Annotated in this window: 21 protein-coding genes; 8 read left to right on the forward strand and 13 right to left on the reverse strand. The window is 64.0% G+C overall.

Features of this window, described 5'->3' with window-relative positions; translation table 11 throughout:
- Positions 1-151: 151 nt before the first annotated feature.
- From EYF70_RS04605 to EYF70_RS04625, 6 genes are all read right to left on the reverse strand, one after another.
- Positions 152-541, reverse strand: coding sequence for a flagellar protein FlaG (locus EYF70_RS04605; protein ID WP_131144351.1), 390 nt, complete (start codon positions 539-541; stop codon positions 152-154).
- A gap of 107 nt (positions 542-648) precedes the next feature.
- Entirely contained in the window at positions 649-2088 is a 1440-nt protein-coding gene (locus tag EYF70_RS04610; protein ID WP_131144352.1) for a flagellin N-terminal helical domain-containing protein, read from the reverse strand.
- Positions 2089-2471: 383 nt separating this feature from the next.
- Positions 2472-3911, reverse strand: a complete 1440-nt coding sequence (locus tag EYF70_RS04615) for a flagellin N-terminal helical domain-containing protein (protein WP_131144353.1) — start codon at positions 3909-3911, stop codon at positions 2472-2474.
- Between the two features lie 360 nt (positions 3912-4271).
- Complete coding sequence (locus tag EYF70_RS04620; protein ID WP_131144354.1) at positions 4272-5711, reverse strand: flagellin N-terminal helical domain-containing protein; 1440 nt, start codon at positions 5709-5711, stop codon at positions 4272-4274.
- Positions 5662-5922 (reverse strand): hypothetical protein, encoded by a 261-nt coding sequence (locus tag EYF70_RS30990; protein ID WP_165497574.1) that lies wholly within the window; start codon positions 5920-5922, stop codon positions 5662-5664. Before EYF70_RS30990 ends, EYF70_RS04620 begins: the two co-directional genes overlap by 50 nt.
- 72 nt (positions 5923-5994) lie before the next feature.
- Positions 5995-7569: a GGDEF domain-containing protein gene (locus EYF70_RS04625; protein ID WP_131144355.1), complete on the reverse strand. Its 1575-nt coding sequence runs from the start codon at positions 7567-7569 to the stop codon at positions 5995-5997.
- A gap of 169 nt (positions 7570-7738) precedes the next feature.
- Between EYF70_RS04625 and EYF70_RS30995 the strand changes: the two genes are divergently transcribed.
- On the forward strand, positions 7739-7888 hold the full coding sequence (locus EYF70_RS30995) for a hypothetical protein (protein WP_165497575.1): 150 nt from the start codon (positions 7739-7741) through the stop codon (positions 7886-7888).
- Here the strand turns inward: EYF70_RS30995 and EYF70_RS04630 are convergent.
- Together EYF70_RS04630 and EYF70_RS04635 are read right to left on the reverse strand one after the other, a co-directional pair.
- Positions 7858-8505 carry a response regulator gene (locus EYF70_RS04630; protein ID WP_131144356.1) on the reverse strand — a complete coding sequence of 216 codons (648 nt, stop codon included), beginning with the start codon at positions 8503-8505 and terminating at the stop codon, positions 7858-7860. The two genes, EYF70_RS30995 and EYF70_RS04630, sit on opposite strands and share 31 nt — an antisense overlap.
- Positions 8502-9953 (reverse strand): sensor histidine kinase, encoded by a 1452-nt coding sequence (locus tag EYF70_RS04635; RefSeq protein ID WP_131144357.1) that lies wholly within the window; start codon positions 9951-9953, stop codon positions 8502-8504. The genes EYF70_RS04630 and EYF70_RS04635 overlap by 4 nt, the downstream gene beginning before the upstream one ends.
- A 54-nt stretch (positions 9954-10007) precedes the next feature.
- On the opposite strand from EYF70_RS04635, the gene greB reads away from it, so the two are divergent.
- Together greB and EYF70_RS04645 are read left to right on the forward strand one after the other, a co-directional pair.
- Positions 10008-10568, forward strand: coding sequence for a transcription elongation factor GreB (gene greB, locus EYF70_RS04640; RefSeq protein ID WP_131144358.1), 561 nt, complete (start codon positions 10008-10010; stop codon positions 10566-10568).
- A gap of 89 nt (positions 10569-10657) precedes the next feature.
- Positions 10658-11323, forward strand: a complete 666-nt coding sequence (locus tag EYF70_RS04645; RefSeq protein WP_131144359.1) for a transposase — start codon at positions 10658-10660, stop codon at positions 11321-11323.
- Positions 11324-11491: 168 nt separating this feature from the next.
- Here the strand turns inward: EYF70_RS04645 and EYF70_RS04650 are convergent, their stop codons facing one another.
- The 4 genes from EYF70_RS04650 to EYF70_RS04665 all read right to left on the reverse strand — a co-directional run bounded on the left by EYF70_RS04650 (position 11492) and on the right by EYF70_RS04665 (position 15853).
- A complete protein-coding gene (locus EYF70_RS04650; protein ID WP_131144360.1) occupies positions 11492-13771 on the reverse strand; it encodes a RelA/SpoT family protein in 2280 nt (759 codons plus the stop codon).
- 63 nt (positions 13772-13834) lie between these two features.
- Complete coding sequence (gene rpoZ / locus EYF70_RS04655; RefSeq protein WP_131144361.1) at positions 13835-14038, reverse strand: DNA-directed RNA polymerase subunit omega; 204 nt, start codon at positions 14036-14038, stop codon at positions 13835-13837.
- Positions 14039-14227: 189 nt separating this feature from the next.
- Positions 14228-14869 carry a guanylate kinase gene (gene gmk, locus EYF70_RS04660; protein WP_131144362.1) on the reverse strand — a complete coding sequence of 214 codons (642 nt, stop codon included), beginning with the start codon at positions 14867-14869 and terminating at the stop codon, positions 14228-14230.
- Positions 14870-14962: 93 nt separating this feature from the next.
- A complete protein-coding gene (locus tag EYF70_RS04665) occupies positions 14963-15853 on the reverse strand; it encodes a YicC/YloC family endoribonuclease (RefSeq protein WP_131148892.1) in 891 nt (296 codons plus the stop codon).
- A 100-nt stretch (positions 15854-15953) separates the two neighbouring features.
- On the opposite strand from EYF70_RS04665, the gene EYF70_RS04670 reads away from it, so the two are divergent.
- From EYF70_RS04670 to hemW, 5 genes are all read left to right on the forward strand, one after another.
- Positions 15954-16973 carry a serine/threonine-protein kinase gene (locus EYF70_RS04670; RefSeq protein WP_131148893.1) on the forward strand — a complete coding sequence of 340 codons (1020 nt, stop codon included), beginning with the start codon at positions 15954-15956 and terminating at the stop codon, positions 16971-16973.
- A gap of 3 nt (positions 16974-16976) precedes the next feature.
- Positions 16977-17894 carry a PP2C family protein-serine/threonine phosphatase gene (locus tag EYF70_RS04675; RefSeq protein ID WP_131144363.1) on the forward strand — a complete coding sequence of 306 codons (918 nt, stop codon included), beginning with the start codon at positions 16977-16979 and terminating at the stop codon, positions 17892-17894.
- A 102-nt stretch (positions 17895-17996) separates the two neighbouring features.
- Complete coding sequence (gene rph / locus EYF70_RS04680) at positions 17997-18731, forward strand: ribonuclease PH (RefSeq protein ID WP_131144364.1); 735 nt, start codon at positions 17997-17999, stop codon at positions 18729-18731.
- 102 nt (positions 18732-18833) lie between these two features.
- Positions 18834-19418: an RdgB/HAM1 family non-canonical purine NTP pyrophosphatase gene (gene rdgB, locus EYF70_RS04685; protein ID WP_131144365.1), complete on the forward strand. Its 585-nt coding sequence runs from the start codon at positions 18834-18836 to the stop codon at positions 19416-19418.
- Positions 19415-20668 carry a radical SAM family heme chaperone HemW gene (gene hemW / locus EYF70_RS04690; protein ID WP_131144366.1) on the forward strand — a complete coding sequence of 418 codons (1254 nt, stop codon included), beginning with the start codon at positions 19415-19417 and terminating at the stop codon, positions 20666-20668. Before rdgB ends, hemW begins: the two co-directional genes overlap by 4 nt.
- 16 nt (positions 20669-20684) lie before the next feature.
- On the opposite strand, the gene EYF70_RS04695 is transcribed toward hemW, so the two are convergent.
- Positions 20685-21770, reverse strand: a complete 1086-nt coding sequence (locus EYF70_RS04695; RefSeq protein WP_131144367.1) for a patatin-like phospholipase family protein — start codon at positions 21768-21770, stop codon at positions 20685-20687.
- Positions 21771-21868 lie beyond the last annotated feature (98 nt).

Raw genomic sequence — 21868 nt, forward strand, 5'->3', positions numbered from 1 at the left:
TTTATTATCGGCAGAATCAAACGAGACTTGAGAGGGGGAAAGAACGTCCAGTTCAGGCGATGAGCCTGATGGTAGCGCAAAGGGGGCGGGGCCGACGCCCGGAAAGGCTTCGGCCCCGCTAACCGGGCACGGCCGTGGGCCGTGCCGGAGGTCAGGCTTGCTGGCGGATCAGCAGCCCGAATGCCTTGTCGAGCGACTTGGCGATTTCCAAGGCTTCCTTGGTCGGCATCTGGCGCACGACTTCCTTGGTCTCGCTGTCGATGACCTTGACGATGGTGCGCTTGCTGTCCTCGTCGATCGAGAACTCCAGTTTTTGCGCGTGGATCGATGCATTGAGCTTGCTGACCGCATCGTTCAGCGCGTCGTCCGAATCGTCGGTGGCCGGGAGCGCGTCGGCCGGCGGCGTCGCCTCGCCCGTGGCGGTGGCCGCGGTGGTTGCGGCCGTCGCTACGGGCGTGCGGCTGGCTGGCGGCACCGGCGCCTGGGCCGCGAAGGCGCGTTCTGACCGAAGGGCGGCAAGGCCGAGCGGGTCGATTGTCATGGTGAACTCCTGAATGCGAAAAATTCCCCGGCTGGATGGAACCAGACGGGGAACCGTTGAGTGACGGAAAAACCGGCATGGTGCGTGCCGGTTTCAGCCTGCGCGGATTAACGCAGCAGGCTCATCACGCCGTTCGGCAGCGAGTTCGCCTGGGCCAGCATGGCGGTACCAGCCTGCTGCAGGATCTGGCCGCGGGTCATGGCGGCGGTTTCCGAAGCGAAGTCGGTATCGACGATACGGCTGCGCGATGCCGACAGGTTTTCCGACGTGGCCGACAGGTTGGCGATGGTCGACGAGAAGCGCGACTGCAGTGCACCGTATTCGGCGCGCTGGCTGTTGACCGTCGACAGTGCCGCGTCGGCGATCTTGATGGCCAGCTGGGCGCCTTCGAACGAGGTCACGTCCAGGTCGGCAACCGAGTTCAGTGCCGAGGAACCCGTATCTTCGATGCCCAGGCCCGAGCCGGCATCGGTCACCGAGAAGCTGCCCGCCGAGTCCAGCGTGATGCGGCCGTTGGCGGTGCCACCGGTAGCCGGCGCCGCCGAGTTGCCCATGGCGCCAGCGGCGTCATAGGTCGACAGCGTCATGTTGGCCGAACTGTCGCTGATGGCGATGTCCGAGCCGCTGGCGTGGCTCAGCTTGATGCCGCCGTTTTCCTGGTCGTACTGCGCGGTGATGCCGGTGGCGGCCGATTGCGCATTGATGGCGCTGATGCCGGAGGCGAAATCGCTGGCCGAGCTGCCCGAGCCGGTCGTGAACGAGATCGTCTTGGCTTCGCCGTTGTCACCCTTCAGTGCGAACGAGTAAGCCGTGCTGGCGGTCAGGCCCATGTTCATGTCGGTCCGGGCGGTGGCGGTCACGCCGGTGTCGCCGGTTTGCTTGTTGATCTTGTCGGCAATCGATTTCGCCGTGTCGCCGGTTTCGGTCTCGATCGTCTTCGAGCCACGTGCGCCGTTGATCGTGACTTCCATCGCATCGACGACGTTGGTGCCGTCTTCAGCAGCGATGTCGGCCTGGCCGGCAGCGATACGGTTGTTGCCGTAGGTGTTCGTCAGGAAGTTCGAGCCGTTTGCCGAGATCAGCTGGTTGGCATCGGCGCCGACCTGGAAGTTCGCGGTACCCATCGTGCCGTCCAGCAGCTTCTGGCCGTTGAACGTGGTGGTCTGGGCGATACGGTTCAGTTCCGAAGCGAGCTGGCCGACTTCGGTCTGCAGGGCCTCGCGGTCCGACGACGAGTTGGTGCTGTTCGACGATTGCACGGCCAGTTCGCGGATACGCTGCAGGATGTCGCCCGACGAGGACAGGGCACCTTCAGCGGTTTGCGTCATGGACACGCCATCGTTGGCATTGCGGGTTGCTTGCGTCATGCCGCGAATCTGGGAATTCATCCGGTCAGAAATTGCAAGGCCAGCAGCGTCGTCCTTTGCGCTGTTGATGCGCAGGCCGGAAGACAGGCGTTGCAGCGAGGTGGACAGTGCGGATTGCGACTGGCTCAGGTTACGCTGCGAGTTAAGGGATGCGACGTTGGTGTTGATTGGGGAAGCCATTGTATTACTCCAGACAGATACTTCGATTCGGCATTTGCTCGCTTACTTTGGCCCGTCCCCGTGTTCTGGGACGATCAAGCCGCTGTTGTATCTGGTTACGGTTTCCACTCGGTAACCTTTAGGGATTTTCGGAAGTATTTTTTGCCCTGTGGATTTATTTTTGTTTTTGCATGGGAGTGGGCACTGCCGAGCCTGGAGATGGCTCTCCACGGCCGGGGAGGCCGCGCAAAAATCCCCGGAATGGCGAAGCATTCCGGGGATCTTTACTGTTCAGGCAGCAGGGGAGGCGCCTGGGGTGATACTGGCTGTGATGCCAGTGTCGATGCTGCTTTCGATGCTCGTGCCAGTCCTTGCGGTGACGCTCGTTCCGGCATTTATGACAATTAACGCAGCAGGCTCATCACGCCGTTCGGCAGCTGGTTTGCCTGGGCCAGCATGGCGGTACCGGCCTGCTGCAGGATCTGGCCGCGGGTCATGCTCGCGGTTTCCGCTGCGAAGTCGGTGTCGACGATGCGGCTCTTCGATGCCGACAGGTTCTCGGCGGTGGTCGACAGGTTGGCGATCGTCGAGGCGAAGCGCGACTGCAGTGCACCGAAGTCGGCGCGCTGGCTGTTTACCGTCGACAGTGCCGCGTCGGCGATCTTGATGGCCAGCTGGGCGCCTTCGAACGACGTCACGTCCAGGTCGGAAACCGAGTTCAGCGACGAAGAACCGGTGTCCTGGATGTTCAGGCCCGAGCCGCCATCGGTCACCGAGAAGCTCTGCGACGAGTCCAGCGTGATGCGGCCGTTGGCGGTGCCACCGGTCGCCGGCGCCGCCGAGTTGCCCATGGCGCCGGCGGCGTCATAGGTCGACAGCGTCATGTTGGCCGAACTGTCGCTGATGGCGATGTCCGCGCCGCTGGCGTGGGTCAGCTTGATGCCGCCGTTTTCCTGGTCGTACTGCGCGGTGATGCCGGTGGAAGCCGATTGCGCATTGATGGCGCTGATGCCCGAGGCGAAATCGCTGGCCGAGCTGCCCGAGCCGGTGGTGAACGAAATCGTCTTGGCTTCGCCGTTGTCGCCCTTCAGTGCGAACGAGTAGGCCGTGCTGGCGGTCAGGCCCATGTTCATGTCGGTCCGGGCGGTCGCGCTCACGCCGGTGTCGCCGGTCTGCTTGTTGATCTTGTCGGCGATCGATTTCGCCGTGTCACCCGTTTCGGTGGTGATCGTCTTCGAGCCACGTGCGCCGTTGATCGTGACTTCCATCGCATCGACGACGTTGGTGCCGTCTTCAGCAGCGATGTCGGCCTGGCCGGCAGCGATACGGTTGTTGCCGTAGGTGTTCGTCAGGAAGTTCGAGCCGTTTGCCGAGATCAGCTGGTTGGCATCGGCGCCGACCTGGAAGTTCGCGGTACCCATCGTGCCGTCCAGCAGCGACTGGCCGTTGAACGTGGTGGTCTGGGCGATACGGTTCAGTTCCGAGGCCAGCTGGCCGACTTCGGTCTGCAGGGCCTGGCGGTCGGAAGCCGAGTTGGTGCTGTTCGACGATTGCACGGCCAGTTCGCGGATACGCTGCAGGATGTCGCCCGACGAGGACAGGGCACCTTCCGCGGTCTGTGCCATCGACACGCCGTCATTCGCGTTGCGGGTCGCCTGGTTCATGCCGCGGATCTGGGAGTTCATGCGGTCCGAAATCGCCAGGCCGGCAGCGTCGTCTTTTGCGCTGTTGATGCGCAGGCCGGAAGACAGGCGTTGCAGGGAAGTCGACAGGGCGCCTTGCGAGCCCGTCAGGTTACGTTGCGAATTCAGGGAAGCGATGTTGGTGTTGATGACCGATGCCATGGTAGTTCTCCAGACGGTAATGCTGTTGGGCGCTTTGCTCGCTAACTTTGGCCCGCCACGCTGTTCTTGTGACGATCAAGCCGCTGTTGTTCCAGGTAACGGTATCCGTGCGGAAAGCTTTAGGGCGTTTTCATAGGGAAATTCGTGCGGCCAGGGGCTAAAGTCCCGTGCCGCCGGCGCGCTAAATCGACCGTGCCGCGCCAACCTTTAGGGAGAATAAACGGGTTTTTCTCCTTCATTTCTCCGTTTTGACGGGCAAAAAAAATCCCCGGAGAACCGGGGATGAAGAGGTAATCTTGTCAGATAACTTTGTCGTTCGTGCCTGGATGCAGTGCTTGTTCCGATCGATCCTTGTTTCTATTAACGCAGCAGGCTCATCACGCCGTTCGGCAGCTGGTTTGCCTGGGCCAGCATGGCGGTACCGGCCTGCTGCAGGATCTGGCCGCGGGTCATGCTCGCGGTTTCCGCTGCGAAGTCGGTGTCGACGATGCGGCTCTTCGATGCCGACAGGTTTTCCGACGTGGTCGACAGGTTGGCGATCGTCGAGGCGAAGCGCGACTGCAGTGCACCGAATTCGGCACGCTGGCCGTTCACCGTCGACAGTGCCGCGTCGGCGATCTTGATGGCCAGCTGGGCGCCTTCGAACGACGTCACGTCCAGGTCGGAAACCGAGTTCAGCGCCGAGGAACCGGTGTCCTGGATGTTCAGGCCCGAGCCGCCATCGGTCACCGAGAAGCTCTGCGACGAGTCCAGCGTGATGCGGCCGTTGGCGGTGCCACCGGTCGCCGGCGCCGCCGAGTTGCCCATGGCGCCGGCGGCGTCATAGGTCGACAGCGTCATGTTGGCCGAACTGTCGCTGATGGCGATGTCCGCACCGCTGGCGTGGGTCAGCTTGATGCCGCCGTTTTCCTGGTCGTACTGCGCGGTGATGCCGGTGGAAGCCGATTGCGCATTGATGGCGCTGATGCCCGAGGCGAAATCGCTGGCCGAGCTGCCCGAGCCGGTGGTGAACGAAACCGTCTTGGCTTCGCCGTTGTCGCCCTTCAGTGCGAACGAGTAGGCCGTGCTGGCGGTCAGGCCCATGTTCATGTCGGTCCGGGCGGTCGCGCTCACGCCGGTGTCGCCGGTCTGCTTGTTGATCTTGTCGGCGATCGATTTCGCCGTGTCGCCCGTTTCGGTGGTGACCGTCTTCGAGCCACGCGCGCCGTTGATCGTGACTTCCATCGCATCGACGACGCTGGTGCCGTCTTCGGCGGCGATATCGGCCTGGCCGGCAGCGATACGGTTGTTGCCGTAGGTGTTCGTCAGGAAGTTCGAGCCGTTTGCCGAGATCAGCTGGTTGGCATCGGCGCCGACCTGGAAGTTCGCGGTACCCATCGTGCCGTCCAGCAGCGACTGGCCGTTGAACGTGGTGGTCTGGGCGATACGGTTCAGTTCCGAGGCCAGCTGGCCGACTTCGGTCTGCAGGGCCTGGCGGTCGGAAGCCGAGTTGGTGCTGTTCGACGATTGCACGGCCAGTTCGCGGATACGCTGCAGGATGTCGCCCGACGAGGACAGGGCACCTTCCGCGGTCTGCGCCATCGACACGCCGTCATTCGCGTTGCGGGTCGCCTGGTTCATGCCGCGGATCTGGGAGTTCATGCGGTCCGAAATCGCCAGGCCGGCAGCGTCGTCTTTTGCGCTGTTGATGCGCAGGCCGGAAGACAGGCGTTGCAGGGAAGTCGACAGGGCGCCTTGCGAGCCCGTCAGGTTACGTTGCGAATTCAGGGACGAGATGTTGGTGTTGATGACCGATGCCATGGTGACTCTCCAGACGGTGCTGCCGTTGGGCGATTTGCTCGGTAACTTTGGCCCGCCACGCTGTTCCTGTGACGATCAAGCCGCTGTTGTTCCAGGTAACGGTATCCGTGCGGAAAGCTTTAGGGCTTTTTCCTGAGAAAACGGATTTTTCTGAAGAAATAATCGCGGGATGCGTACTGTTGAGCAGGAATTGGCCGATCTTGCTGGCCAAAGAAAAAGCCCGGCAGCGCCGGGCTCATCAGTAAAACTCATCAGTAACTGTGCCGCGGCAGCAGGAAAAACCTCACTCCGCCACGACAACCCGGTTCTTGCCTGTTTTCTTCGCCGTGTACATGGCCGCGTCGGCCCGCTTGACGAGCGCGGCCTGGTCTTCGCCCTGGCGCCGCAGCGCCACGCCGGCGGAAAACGTGATCAGCAGCTTTTCGTTTTCATGCATGAAGAAATGCCGGGTCAGGTCGCGCTGCAGCCGGGTCATCGTGGCAACGGCCGCATCGACCGTGGTTTCCGGCAGCATGATGAGGAATTCCTCGCCGCCGAAGCGGGCGATCACATCCATCGAGCGCAGCGTTTCCTTGACCACCTTGACCAGGTGCTTCAGGGCGCTGTCGCCGGCAATGTGGCCATAGGTATCGTTGAGTTTCTTGAAATCGTCCAGGTCCAGCACGGCGATGCACAGCGGCGTGCCGCGCCGGTCCGCACGCGCCGTTTCGCGCTCGAACACATCGTCCAGGCCGCGGCGGTTCAGGCTGCCCGTCAGGCTGTCTTCACGCACCAGCTCGCTCATATGCTGCAGCTGGGTTTCCAGCGCCTTGATGCGTTCTTCCGCTTCCTGCACTTCCTGCCGCGCGCTGACCATGTTGTCGCGCGCCTGCAGGGCTTCGTTCTGCACCACGCGGGTTTCGTGCAGCACTTCGTCGAGGATCGAGTTCAGCTCGGTAATGTCGTTGGCATGGCTGATCTTTTCCGAATAGGCGCCGATCTTCTGGTGGAAGTCGCCGGTCGACGCGGCGACCTGGCCGAGCCGGTCGATGAACGTCATGACCATGTTTTTCACGGTGGCCTTGACGTCGGCTACGCTGTGCTTGAGCTGGCTTTGCTTGTAGATCACGTCCTTCAGGCTGCGGGTGGCCGCTTCCAGCGCGCGGGCATCGAGCGGGCCGGCGATCAGCGCCTGCACGGTATCGACCTGGCCGCGCAGCCAGGAATCGTCATCGAGCAATTCGCTGACGTTTTCCAGCAGCAGCCGGAACAGCCGCAGCAGCAATTCCTGCTGTTCCGCCGTGTCGCCATGCTTGAGTTCGATCTGGTAGCACAGCTGCTTGAGCCGCACGGCGATCTCGGACAGGTCGGCCTCGGTATGGGCTTCCTTGGTGGCGGTGCCCAGCGCCTCGGCTTCCGCCGCCATGACCGGCGCGCCGGAGAGGAGCGAGGCCACCGCCAGGGTCAGCGTACGGCTGAGCAGGTCGCGCAGCAGCCGCGTTTGCTCGCCTTCGGCCATCGGCGCCAGTTCGATGCCGCCCTTTTTCATCGGCCGCTCGGCCAGTTGCGACAGCGCCGTGGCATACGCATCCCAGTCGCGGGTTTTCACGGCGCGGTTGAAGCGGCGGCCGAAGTCGGCCAGCTCGCCGGAGGCCTGCTCGGACATGCGCGCGGCAAAGCGGTTCAGGACGTTTTCGGGCCCCGGATCGGCAGGGACCGCCACCACGGGTGGCGGCGCGGGAATACCGGCGATTTCGTTGTAGATGTCCCGATACGCGTCCGGCGTGGGCGCGATGCGGCGTACCGCCAGGCGGCGAAATGCCTCTCGCGCGATTTCGGCCGGGTTCTGGTCCGCCTGACCTGGGGGTTTGCTCGACATCTGGCTTGCAGCCTTTACAAAGGATTACCGATAGCCTGTATGTTACGGCAACGAAGGCTAAGCCGAAGCACGGAGTAGCGAGGCATATTTCCTTTATTTTCGGAACCAGAAGTTGCCAAACCTTATCCATCCCGGAGATCGATCGACCAGGCCGGCAGTTGAGCCGCCGATGATCGAGCCGCCGATGATCGAGCCGCCGATGATCGAGCCGCCAATGATCGAGCCGTCAACGATCGACCCGCAGCGATCGAGCCGTCAATCCGATCAGCTCTCGATTCGGCTGCACCGTCAATCGATCAAGCCATTCCTGATCGCATAGTGCGTCAGTTCCGCACTGTTCTTCAATTTCATCTTGACCAGCAGCCGCGCCCGGTATTCGCTGACGGTCTTCACCGACAGCGACAATTCCTTGGCGATGGCTCCCACTGTCAATCCCGAGGCGATCAGCGTCAGGGTCTGGTACTCGCGGTCGGACAGCGTTTCATGTGGTGCCGCTTCGTGATCCTCGCCTACGTGGTTGGCCAGTTCCTGGGCCAGCGCGGGGCTGATGTATTTTAACCCGCCAGCGACTTGCCTGATCGCAGTGACAAGTTCCTTCGGTGCGCTCTGCTTGGTGAGGTAGCCGGCCGCGCCGGCCTTCAGCGAGCGGATCGCGTACTGGTCTTCGCGATGCATCGACAGCATCAGCACCGCCAGCTCGGGCTTTTCCTTCTTGATCTGTTTCAGCACCTCGATACCGCTGCGGTCGGGCATCGAGATATCGAGCAGCACCACGTGGCACCCGGATTTGCGGAACAGGCGCAGTGCATCGCTGCCGTTTTCCGCCTCGCCGGAGACCACGATGTCGCGGGTATCGGCCAGGATCTGCTTCAGCCCCTCGCGCACGATCGCGTGATCGTCGGCGATGAAAACCTTGATGGCTGCCTTGTCGCTCATGGTACGTCCTGTTTGGTGATTGCAGGCCGAATTGTAGCCGCTTCCAGGCCGTCGCCCGGGGAGGCGCGCCGGATGCGGATCGCGACCACGGTGCCGCCGCCCGGCGCATGGGACAGGCTGAGCGTGCCGCCGAGGGCCCGCGCCCGCTCGGCCATGCCGCGCAGGCCGAACGAGCCGGGCTTGGCGCGATCGGTGGCGCGGATGCCGCGGCCGTTGTCGGTGATCTTCACGCCCACATGCTGCCGGGTACTCTGCAGGCGCACCGCCACGCTGGACGCCTGGGCATGCTTGGCGATATTGGTCAGCGCTTCCTGCACGATACGGAACAGCGCGGTGGCCTGGTCCGAATCGAGCTTCACGTCCTTTTCGTTGGACTGGAAGCTGCACGCCAGGCCAGCCTGCGCGGCGAATTCCTTGACCTGCCACTCCAGCGCGGGCACCAGGCCGAAGTCGAGGATGGAAGGGCGCAGGTCGAGCGTGATGCGGTGCACCGCATCGATGGTGCGGTCGGCCAGCTCGTCGACATAGGCCGCTTTCTGCGCCAGCACCGGGTCGCCGTCCGGCAAGCGCGCGGCCAGCATCGCCAGCGCCATCTTGATGGCGGTGAGGTTGCCGCCCAGGTCATCGTGGATCTCGCGCGCGATGCGCGTGCGTTCCTGCTCCTTGACCTTCTCGATGTGCGCGGTCAGCTCGGCGAGCCGGGCCCGGCTGGCACGCACTTCCATCTGCTCCAGCTTGCTTTCGGTGATGTTCGTCATGATGCCTTCCCACTGCACCGCGCCGCCCGGCAGCACGTGCGGCGTGGCGCGCAGGTTGATCCACTTGACGTCCTTCCACGCCTCGATCCAGATACGGCCTTCCCAGTTCCAGCTCCATAGCGTGGCCGCGGACGATGTCATCGAGTCCAGGTACGACTGGCGGTCTTCCGGCAGCACGAGGTGGGCGAAGCGGTCCGGGTCGGCCGCCAGTTCGGCCGCCGGCATGCCGAGCAGCGCCTGGCAGCCTTCGCTCAGGTAGGGGAACGAGACCCGGCCATCCGGCTCGCGGCGGAACTGGTAGACCAGGCCAGGCGAATGCGCCACGATGGCGTCGAAACGCGACTGCACCTGCTGCAGCGCTTCGGCGGCGCTGTCGTCCTCGGCGATTGCCAGCACGCAGTCGCGCTCGCCGTGCCGGACATGGGCCAGGCGCAGCGTCACCCGGCATGGCGTGCCATCGGCGCGCGCCAGCACGGTGTGGAGGAGGCCGCCGCCTTCCAGGGCCGCGTCGAACTGTTCGCGGGGCAGCAATGGGGCGATGGCAGCGAAATCGCCGCCCGCGCCGGCGCCCGACAGCCTGGCGGCCGCAGGATTGGCGTCGAGGAGGTGCAGCGTGTGCGGATCGATCAGGAAGAGCTGGGAACGGGTGGCTTGCCAGACGGCGTCGTGGCAGGAATGGGCAATGCGCATAAATGTGTACAATCGTTCCGTATTAGCAGGATGATACGTGAAACGCCACTCCCCATGAACAAAGCTTTTGTGAAAGAAACCGAGCAGGACGATGACGACGACGTCCAGCTGGCGCCGCCGATTCCTGCCGGTGCCAAGAACTACATCACGCCCGCCGGCTACCGCCGCATCAAGGATGAACTGCTGCAGCTGATCGACGTCGAGCGGCCCGAGGTAGTGAAGGTGGTGCACTGGGCCGCCTCGAACGGCGACCGCTCCGAGAACGGCGACTACATCTACGGCAAGCGGCGCCTGCGCGAGATCGACCGCCGCATCCGCTTCCTGACCAAGCGGCTCGACCTGGCCGAAGTGGTGGACCCCAGCGTGCACCACGGCAGCGACCAGATCTTCTTCGGCGCGACTGTCACCTACAGCAACCAGGACGGTGTCGAGAACACCATCACGATCGTCGGCATCGACGAATTCGACCCGCTGAAGGGCAAGGTCAGCTGGATCTCGCCCATCGCCCGCACGATCACCAAGGCTCGCGAGGGCGACACCGTCACGCTGCATACGCCGACCGGCGTGGAGGAGCTGGAGATACTGGAAGTGAGCTATCCGGCGGCTGCGGAGTAGCCTGAGGCGAGCCTCTTTTCTTGCGCTCGCACAGTTCGACCGCTGCCAACAGAACAGAAAATGCGGCATTTCTTTCATGGGAGAGAACTATGCCGCGGCGCCCCCGTTTGCTGTTGCCGGGTCTGCCTTTGCACGTCATTCAGCGAGGGAATAACAGGCAACCATGCTTTTTCAACGACAACGACCGGTCACATTTCCTCGACCATTTGCGCCGGGCAGTCGAGCTACATGTCTGCGCACTACATGCATATGTACTGATGTCGAACCATGTGCATCTATTGCTGACTCCTCAAGACCCAGGCAACGTTCAACACATGATGAAGAGCGTTGCGCAGGCCCATGCACAGTACATCAGTTGGCGATACCGGCGCTCCGGCGGTCTATGGGAAGGCCGCTACAAGGCAGCGTATGTCGAAAGCGAAACCTACTTGCTAACCTGCCACCGGTATGTCGAGCTCAACCCAGTGCGTGCTGGACTGGCCGACCATCCGGGACAGTACCGGTGGTCGAGTTACCGGTGCAACGGAGAAGGGAAGGAAAATCCTCTGGTCACTCCACATCCCCTGTATGCGGGGCTTGGGCATGAAGGCGAACTTCGGCGCGGAGCTTATCGATCACTGTTCGGGCAACCCCTGTCGATGAAGGATCTGATGCGTATTCGCACCGCGACAGAGGCGGAATTTGCAATTGGCACGCAGGCTTTCATGGAACGCATAGCTGCGATGGGTTCTGATGGTGGCGAGTCGCCGACGTAATATCAACCCCAAGTGCAAGACCTGGGGTCAGACCCGTCGGGTCTGACCCCGGCTTCTGCCGTTGGGTTTTTCAAGCGCCAACAACCTGTTGGCTTGTCTTTCGCGGAGTGCGCAGGCGCAAGGAAAAACCGGTGTCCGACACCAGACGCCGCGCCGGCTTGCCAGCGCTCACCCCCGTTCGCGGGATACCCGGTTCACGCCAGTCACCTTGCGCACGTTGCGCAGCAGGCCGGCCAGGTGCACGCGGTCCTTCACCTGGATGGTGAAGCGCAGCTGGTGCAGCACGTGGTCGTTGTCTTCATCCATGCCGACGAAGGTGATGTTGCCGTCGGATTCGCCGATCTCGGCGGCCACGCGGGCGAGGATGCCCTTTTCGTTGTTGATCAGCAGGCGGATGCGGCTGTCGAAGCGGCGGTTCAGTTCGGTGCCCCACTTGACAGCGATCCAGCGGTCCGGCTCCTTCTGGCGCTGGCGCCGCGCCACGCTGCAGTCCGAGGTGTGCACCTGCAGGCCCTGGTCGCGGCGCAGCTGGCCGATGATCTGGTCGCCCGGGATCGGCAGGCAGCACGGGGCCAGCTGCACCGACACGCCTTCGCTGCCGTAGATCGTGACCGGGTCGAGGTCGGCCGCCGAATTGTGGTCGATCGGCACCGAGGCCGATTCTCCGCCCAGCAGGCCGAAGATGTGCCGCGCCACCAGCGCCGCCATGCGCTTGCCGATGCCGATGTCGGCATACAGTTCGTCCATCGACTTGGCCGACGATTCGTTCAGCAGGCGTTCCACCAGCGGTTCCGGCAAGTCCGGCGAGATGCTGATGCCGGCCAGCGCCTGCTGCAGCAGTTGCCGGCCCAGCCCGATCGATTCGGGCAGGTTGATGGTGCGCAGGTGGTGCCGGATCGCCGAGCGCGCCTTGCCCGTGCGGACGAAGGACAGCCAGCTCGGGCTCGGCCGGGAATTCGGGTCGGTCACCACTTCGACGATATCGCCGTTGCGCAGCTCGGCGCGCAGCGGGGCCGGCTCGCCGTTGATCGTCACGGACACGGTATGGTCGCCGATGCCCGTGTGGATCGCATACGCGAAATCGATCGGCGTGGCGCCACGCGGCATCGCGATGATCTTCGACTTCGGCGTGAACACGTACACGGAGTCGGGGAACAGGTCGACCTTGACGTGTTCGAGGAACTCGGCCGAGTCGCCGGTCTGTTGTTGAATGTCGAGCAGCGATTGCAGCCACGCGTGGGTGCGCTGCTGCATGTCCGTCATGTTCGCGTCGCTGTTCTTGTACAGCCAGTGCGCGGCCACGCCAGATTCGGCGGTGCGGTGCATTTCCTGCGTGCGGATCTGGAACTCCACGGGCGTGCCGTAGGGGCCGATCAGCGTGGTGTGCAGCGACTGGTAGCCGTTCAGCTTGCGGATGGCGATGTAATCCTTGAACTTGCCCGGCATCGGCTTGTACAGCGAATGCAGCGTGCCCAGCGCCACGTAGCAGTTCGAGAAGCTGTCGACAACGACGCGGAAGCCATACACGTCGAGCACCTGCGAGAAAGTGAGGTGCTTCGAGCGCATCTTCTTGTAGATGCCGTACAGCGTCTTTTCGCGGCCGTACACTTCCGCGTGGATGCCGGCCATGCCCAGCGTGTTCTTCACCGAGTCGAGGATCTTGCCGACCACTTCGCGCCGGTTGCCGCGCGCCGCCTTCACCGCCTTCGCCAGCACGTGGTAGCGCAGCGGGTACAGGTGCGAGAACGACAGGTCCTGCAGCTCGCGGTAGATGTTGTTCAGGCCGAGCCGGTGGGCGATCGGCACATACACTTCCATCGTTTCCTTGGCGATGCGCTGCTTCTTGGCGGGCGCCATCACGTCCAGCGTGCGCATGTTGTGCAGGCGGTCGGCCAGCTTGATCAGGATGACGCGTACGTCCGAGGCCATGGCCAGCAGCATCTTGCGGAAGTTTTCCGCCTGCGCCTCGATCTGGCTCTGGAACTCGATCTTTTCCAGTTTTGACAGGCCGTCGACGAGTTGCGCGACCGGCGCGCCGAAGCGTTCGATCAGCTCTTCCTTCTTGACGTCCTGGTCTTCCATTACGTCATGCAGCAGCGCCGCCATCAGTGCCTGGGCGTCGAGCTTCCAGTCCGCGCAGATCTCGGCCACCGCGATCGGGTGCGAAATATAGGGTTCGCCCGACTTGCGCACCTGGCCCAGGTGCATCTCGTCCGAGAAACGGTAGGCTTCCTTGACCTTCTTCAGGTCGGCCTCGCTCATGTACTCGGCAAGCTTTTCGGTGAGGTGGCTGATCGTGGCAACGCCGGCGGGCGTCATCGGCGCGGCAAGGGGCGACGTGGAAATGGCAGGGGGCTGGCCGGCATCGCCGTCCGGCCGGGCGGCCGAGCGGCGGCCCCGCGAAACGGGGCGTTCAGTGATGCCGGATTCAGTGGAGTTCAGGTTCATGGTGTTCGCAGTGTAATTCAACTGGAGAACCTGTGGCGGTGCGGTGAATCCGTGGCACCAAATTTACATCGGAACCTTTTTCAGCATCTCGATGCCGACCTTGCCGGCAGCGATCTCGCGCAGTGCCAGCACGGTCGGCTTGTCCTTGGCTTCCACCTTCGGGGTGTGGCCCTGCAGCAGCTGGCGGGCGCGGTAGGTCGCAGCCAGGGTCAGCTGGAAGCGGTTCGGCACATTCTGCAGGCAATCTTCGATCGTAATACGGGCCATGGTAACTCCTGGGCTAATTCTGGAAAGGATGGATTGGAAACGCTATTGAACGTCGTAAAAAAACGTTGTAAAAAACGTCCTGAAACACGTTGTATTCAAAAACGCCGTCTTGCCGATTCAGTATCGAAAACACTGAATCGCGCATTCTTTTTATTGGATTCTGTCTCGGGAACGCTGTCTCGGACGCTGTCAATCGTGCTGCTCGGCGTGAATGCCCAGCTGGGCAAACAGCGATGCATTGCGGGCCGCCTGTTGCGCAAACCGGCAACGGGCCGATCGGACGATCGCGCTCAGCTCAAGCAAGGCGACCGGAAACTCTTCATTGATAATAACATACTCGAACTCGGGAGCGTGGGCGATTTCGCCGCCGGCCGCCAGCAGGCGCCGCGTGATCACGTTCGGTTCATCCTGCCCGCGCTTGTGCAGCCGCTCTTCCAGCGCCGCGATCGATGGCGGCAGGATGAAGATGCCGGCCGCCTGCGGGAACTGCTTCTTCACCTGGCGCGCACCCTGCCAGTCGATCTCCAGCAGGATGTCGGTGCCGGCCCGCATCTGTTCCTCGACGAACAGGCGCGACGTGCCATAGTAATTGCCATGCACTTCGGCCCATTCGAGGAACTCGCCCGCGTCGGCGCGGGCAATGAAATCCTCGGTGGTCGTGAAGAAGTATTCACGGCCGTGCTCTTCGCCCGGGCGCGGCGGCCGCGTCGTCGTTGAAATCGACAGCCTGATCGCCGGCTCCTGCGCCAGCAGCGCGTTGACCAGGGTGGACTTGCCGGCGCCGGAGGGGGCCGCAACCATGAACAGGCTGCCGGAGAAGTGTTGATTCATGTTCAATTCCGATTCGCGGGCGAGGGCCCAAAAGGCGTATTTTACCAAGAGCAATCGAACTTTTGCACCTGCCCGCGTTGCATCGCCCCGCTGTTACTCCAGGTTCTGCACCTGTTCGCGCATCTGCTCGATCAGCAGTTTCAATTCCATCGATGCGTCTGCCAATTCCTTGACGGAGGCTTTCGCGCCCAGCGTGTTGGCTTCGCGGTTCAGTTCCTGCATCATGAAATCGAGCCGCTTGCCGACCTGGCCGCCTTTTTTCAGGATGTGGCGGGTCTCGCCGAGGTGCGCGGACAGCCGGCCCAGTTCCTCGGCCACGTCGATGCGGATGCCATACAGGATCACTTCCTGGCGGATGCGTTCCATCGCGTCCTGGCGCGACAGCGCCGCGTTCGATCCCTGCGACGCCAGGCCCAGCGCTTCCTGCATGCGCTCGATCGCCTTTTGCTGGAAAGCGGCCACCACCTGCGGGATCAGCGGGGTGATGCGCTTGACGATGGCTTCCATGGCTTCGATGCGCGAGACCAGCATCGCTTCCAGCGCCGCGCCTTCGCGCTGGCGGCTGTTTACGAAGGCTTCGACGGTGGTCGCCATCAGCGCGGCCACGTCGGCCTGCAGCGTTTCCTGGCCGATCTGTGCTTCCTCGACGACGCCCGGCCAGCGCAGCAGTTCGGCGACCGACATCGCATGCGCGCCGGCGAAATGGGTGGTCACCTCGTTCTGCAGGCGGGCCAGTTCATTGAGCAAGGGGATATTCAGCGCCTGGGTGCCGGCGCCGGCGGCCTTGCGGCCGAAACTCAACCGGATTTCCACCTTGCCGCGCGTGATGGCGGCCATGATCGCGGCGCGCAGGTCGGGTTCGAGCGCGCGCAGATCGTCGTTGATGCGGAATTGAAGGTCGAGAAAACGGGAATTGACGCTCTTGATTTCAATGGTCAGAGTTCCCGCCGCGCTTTCGCTGGTGGCAACCGCGTAGCCCGTCATGCTGGAAATGCTCAATGGATATCCCCGATTTTATCTTTACAAATGCCTGGTTTTGTCCACACAATCCGGTCTCAGTGCGTTGGTTGACGCGAGGAAATACATGGCTGCACAAAACAACGTCCCGTTGCCGGATGGGCTGGAGCTGGCTGGATACCGCATTGTAAAGAAAATTGCGTCCGGCGGGTTCAGTATTGTCTATCTTGCCTATGACGCCGAGGGCAATGCGGTGGCCATCAAGGAGTATTTACCAAGCGCGTTGGCATTGCGTCAAGAGGGTGAACTGGCGCCCGCCGTTTCAGCGGCAAACCTGCCGGTATTCCGCCTCGGCCTGAAATGCTTTTTCGAGGAAGGGCGCGCGCTGGCGAAAATCGCCCATCCCAATGTGGTGCGCGTGCTGAATTTCTTTCGCGCGCACGAAACCGTGTACATGGTAATGGCGTATGAATCCGGCCACACATTGCAGGAGCAAATCTCGCGGCAGCGCGCCAAAGGCGGCCAGATCGGCGAGGCATTTATCCGGCAGGTTTTCATGCAGGTATTGAAAGGATTGCGCGAAGTGCATGCCAATGGCTTGCTGCACCTCGATTTAAAGCCGGCCAATATTTACCTGCGCGCCGACGGCACACCGCTGCTGCTCGATTTCGGCGCGGCGCGCCGCACCATCGATTCCGGCGCGCTGACTCTCACGCCGATGTACACGCCCGGCTTTGCCGCACCCGAACTGACCATCAAGACATCGCCGCTGGGGCCCTGGACGGACGCCTACGGCATCGGCGCCGCGATGTTCGCCTGCATGGCCGGCGCGCCACCGCAGCCCGCCGAGGAACGCCGCAAGGGTGATGGCATGGAGCAGCATTTCGCCAAACTGGCCGAACGCTATCCGGCGCCGCTGATCGCCCTGGTGCGCCGCGCGCTGGCGCTCGATCCGCTGGCCCGCCCTCAAAGCCTGTTTGAAATGCAGAAGGCATTGCAGGCGCTGGAAGCGGGCCAGGCCTTGCCGGCACCACCGGCATCGCCGACGTCAACGGCGCCGGCCGGCACCTTCGCCCGGCTGCGGACGCTGGCGCGCCGCCTGCGCCCGCGGCGCGGCGGCGAAGCATCCGATACGGTACAGGGATAGGCCATGCGATTCTCGGTCTACCAGGAAAGCCACATCGGCGGGCGCAGCATGAACCAGGACCGGATGGGCTACTGCTACACCCGCGACGCGCTGCTGCTGGTGCTGGCGGACGGCATGGGCGGCCACCCGCGCGGCGAAGTGGCCGCCGCCATCGCGCTGCGGACGATTTCCGTGCTGTTCCAGCAACAGGCCGATCCCTACGTGAAGGGGCCGGCGCGCTTCCTGGAAGATGCCTGCCATGCCGCGCACCGCGAAATCCACCGCCACGCCAGCGCGCAGGGCTGGCCGGAAACGCCGCGCACCACCATCGTCGCCTGCGTGGTGCAGCACAACACGGCCACCTGGGCGCATTGCGGCGATTCGCGGCTCTACCTGCTGCGCGGCGGGCGTATCCTGGCGCGCACGCGCGACCATTCGCACATCGAAAAACTGATCCACGGCGGCCGCGTGCCGGAGTCGGCGCGCCACACGCACCCGGACCGCAACAAGCTGTACAACTGCCTGGGCGCGCAGGCCGCGCCGAAGGTCGAGCTGTCGGGGCAGGCCGGCCTGGAGACGGGCGACGTGATGCTATTATGCTCGGATGGCCTGTGGGCCGTGCTGCCGGAGGAAGAGCTGGTGGCCGCGCTTTCCACCGGCGCCGTCGAGCGTGCCGTTCCCGACCTGCTGCGCAGCGCGCTGCGGGTAGCCGGTACCGGCAGCGACAACGTCACCGGCCTGGCCATCGCCTGGCAGGAAGCAGCCGAAGGGCGGCCAGCCGATGCGCCGGCCGCCGGGTCGACGATCGTCTCCACCGAATCGCTGGCCAGTGGCCGGCTCGGCACGTCGATCGCGGCCGATCCGTTCGACGAAGCCGAGATCGACCGGGCCATCGCCGAGATCCGCCTGGCGATCGAAAAATCTTCCCAGTTGCTCAAGTAAGCGCTTATCGAAGCGGCCCCTTGCTGAAGTAAGCCATAACGCGGGCAGCTGCTCAATCAACTACTCAATCAACTACTCAAACAGAAAGCGATACCAGCGTCCATGATCCTCCAGACCCGCCCCAGCGGCCGCGCCGTCGACCAGTTGCGCACCGTGCGCCTGACCCGCCAGTACACCAAGCATGCCGAAGGTTCCGTGCTGATCGAATGCGGCGACACCAAGGTGATCTGCACCGCCAGCATCGAAGAGAAAGTGCCGGGCTTCCTGAAGGGCAAAGGGCAGGGCTGGCTGACCGCCGAATACGGCATGCTGCCCCGCTCCACGCACTCGCGCATGGACCGCGAAGCCGCCAAGGGCAAGCAGAGCGGGCGTACCCAGGAAATCCAGCGCCTGATCGGCCGTTCGCTGCGCGCCGCGTTCGACCTGGAGGCTTTCGGCGAACGCACGCTGCACCTGGACTGCGACGTGATCCAGGCCGACGGCGGTACCCGCACCGCGTCGATCACCGGCGCGATGGTTGCCGCGTATGACGCGTTCACGAAACTGGTGGAGAAAGGTGCGATCCCGGCCGTGCCGGTGAAGCACTTCGTCGCCGCGATCTCCGTCGGCGTGTTCCAGGGCACCCCGGTGCTGGACCTGGACTACCCGGAAGATTCCGCCTGCGACACCGACATGAACGTGATCATGACGGACGCCGGCCACTTCGTCGAAGTGCAGGGCACCGCCGAAGGCGCCGCCTTCGACCGCGCCACGATGAACCGGCTGCTCGACCTGGCCGATGCCGGCATCGCCGACCTGATCCGGCTGCAGAAGCGGGAACTGGGGCTGGCGGGGTAAAATAGTTGCCCGAAAACCGGTGACAGGCACCATTTTTTGAGAAACATTTCAAAATAATAAGTGCCTGTCACCGGTTTTTTTGCACTGAACGACATCTTTACCATGACCCAGAAACTCATCCTCGCCTCGAACAACGCGGGCAAACTGAAGGAATTCAACACGCTGCTGTCCACCGTCGGCTTCGAGGTGCATGCGCAGGGCGAATTCAACGTGCCGGAAGCGGACGAGCCGTTCCACACCTTTGTCGAGAACGCGCTGCAGAAGGCGCGCCATGCGTCGCGGCTGACCGGCCTGCCGGCGCTGGCGGACGATTCCGGCGTCTGCGTCAACGCGCTGGGCGGCGCGCCCGGCGTCTACTCGGCGCGCTACGCGGGCGAACCGAAGTCCGATGCCGCCAACAACGCCAAACTGGTCGCCGACCTGGCAGCGCATGGCGACAAGTCGGCCTATTACTACTGCGTGCTGGTGTTCGTGCGCCATGCCGACGACCCGCAGCCGGTGATCGCCGACGGCACATGGCGCGGCGTGATCCAGGCCGAGCCGCGCGGCGCCGGCGGCTTCGGCTACGACCCGCATTTTTACATTCCCGAGCTGGGCAAGACCACGGCGGAGCTGGCGCCGGAAGAGAAGAACCGCCTGTCGCACCGCGGCCAGGCCCTGCGTGCACTGGTAGAAAAGCTGAAATGATTCCCATCAAACCGGTCGGCGCGGGTGCCGGCAAGAGCATCGCGCCGGCGCGCACCATCGATGCCGCGGCCGGCGTGGCCGCGCAATACCTGCAGCCGGGGGCGCTGAACCTGGCCGCGCTGCCGCCGCTGTCGCTGTACGTGCACTGGCCATGGTGCGTGCGCAAGTGCCCGTACTGCGATTTCAATTCGCACGAAGCCAAGGGCGAAGTGCCGGAGAAGGCATACCTCGACGCGCTGCGGCTGGACCTGGAAATGGCGCTGCCGCTGATCTGGGGCCGCAAGATCCACACGGTGTTCATCGGCGGGGGCACGCCGAGCCTGATGTCCGCCGCGGGCCTGGACCGGCTGCTGTCCGACCTGCGCACCCTGCTGCCGCTGGACAGCGATGCCGAGATCACGATGGAAGCCAATCCCGGCACCTTCGAAGTGGAGAAATTCCGCAGCTACCGCGCCAGCGGCATCAACCGCCTGTCGATCGGCATCCAGAGCTTCAACGCGCGGCACCTGCAGGCACTGGGCCGCATCCACGACGATGGCGAAGCGCGCCGCGCGGTCGATATCGCCCACGCCACGTTCGACAATTTCAACCTCGATTTGATGTACGCGCTGCCCGGGCAGACCCTGGACGAGGCGCGCGCCGACCTGGCCACCGCCCTGGCGTTCCAGCCGCCGCACCTGTCGCTGTACCACCTGACGATGGAACCGAACACGGTGTTCGCCAAGTATCCGCCCGAGCTGCCGGACGACGACACCAGCGCCGACATGCAGGACCTGGTCGCCGAGATGACCGGCGCGGCCGGCTATGGCCACTATGAGGTGTCGGCTTACGCGCGGCCCGGGCACCAGGCCAAGCACAACCTGAACTACTGGCAGTTCGGCGACTACCTGGGCATCGGCGCCGGCGCGCATTCGAAACTGTCGTTCCCCCACCGCGTGCTGCGGCAGGCGCGCTACAAGCAGCCGAAGTCGTACATGGAACAGGTGGCGAACGGCACGCCGGTACAGGAAGAGAACGAAATCGCGCGCGACGAGATGGGCTTCGAGTTCATGCTCAATACACTGCGGCTGCAGGATGGCTTCGCCCCCAACCTGTTTACCGAACGCACCGGCCTGGCGCTGAACACCATCGAGAAGCAGCTCAACGCGGCCGAGGCGAAAGGCCTGATCTACCGCGACCACGCCATCATCCGCCCGACCGAGCTGGGGCACCGCTTCCTGAACGACCTGCAGCAGATCTTCCTCGGCTGACCCGTGGCGGCCGCGCCTAGAACGCGGCCGCTACCTTCAGGTCCGGCTTTTCCGCCCACCTGGCCAGCGCCTCGGCCATCCGTTCGCTTTCGCCGATCGCCCGCGTCCAGTCGCGGATGCGGGCGGCGTGGTCTTGCCCGTAGTGCTTGAAGTCGTTCCGGTCCGGCAGCTTGCGGTTCGGCAGCCGGGCCACGAACGATGGCGAAGGACTGACCAGGACCACGTTGTCCAGCGCGAGGTCGCCGGACTGCGCACGCGCGCGGCGCCACGGCAGCGACTTGTCGAGCCAGCCGGGCACGATGTAGTCGGTGAAGTGCGGGTACAGCACCAGGCCGGGATCGCGCTGGTAGGGCAGGTGCAGGTGGTAGTCGACCAGGCCGCCGTCCCAATACGTGCCGGGCGGCGCGCCGGCGATGTCGCGTACCGCTTCCAGCACGAGGGGAATCGAGCCGGAGGCCAGCAGCGCGCCGCGCAGGTTGGCCGCGTCCAGGCCGACGAAATGCGAGGCGAAGGCATCGAAGCGCTCGCGCAGCCAGGCGCTGTCGTCGCGCGCATCGTGGAACAGCACGCGTTCCATGCCGCGCGCCAGCCGGCTGCGCGAGACCGCATTGCCGGCCGCGGCGCGCAGGAAACCCGCCATCTCGCGCCAGCGCACGCCGCCGGTATCGGCCAGCGGCCCGATGCCGCGCGCGGTAATCACGGTTACCCGATGATGCGGATGGGCCAGCACTTCGTCGCCATGCCCGCCCAGCACTTCTTCCAGCAGGCCCCGCACCGTGCGCGTCACGTAGGCCGCGTCGATCCTGGCCGGGTAGGTCTGGTGCGTGTAGTGGTAAGCCAGCCGCTTGTGCGCCGCCACGGGATCGGCGAACGCCATCGCGGCCATCCGCCAGGCGCCGATCGACGCGCCGATCAGCCGCCGTTCACGCGGCGCGCGGAGCAGCCAGTCGCCGGACAGCCAGGTGTCGATGCCGTTCAGGATCAGGCCTTTCGGCCCGCCCGCCGCGGCGGGAATGATGGCGATGTCGGCGGGTTGCAGGCCTTCGGCCGCGATGCGCTGGCGCGCGCGGGCGCCCAGGCGGATGGTGATGGGGGAGTCCATGTGTCGTCGTTATACTGAGGTGCCGACGGAGCTTACCAGACCCTGGTGCGACTGCCGGGGTCAGACCCGTCGGGTCTGACCCCAGTTTCTGCCGGTGG

Origin of the sequence: Pseudoduganella albidiflava (genome assembly GCF_004322755.1) — a bacterium.
Taxonomy (GTDB): domain Bacteria; phylum Pseudomonadota; class Gammaproteobacteria; order Burkholderiales; family Burkholderiaceae_D; genus Rugamonas; species Rugamonas albidiflava.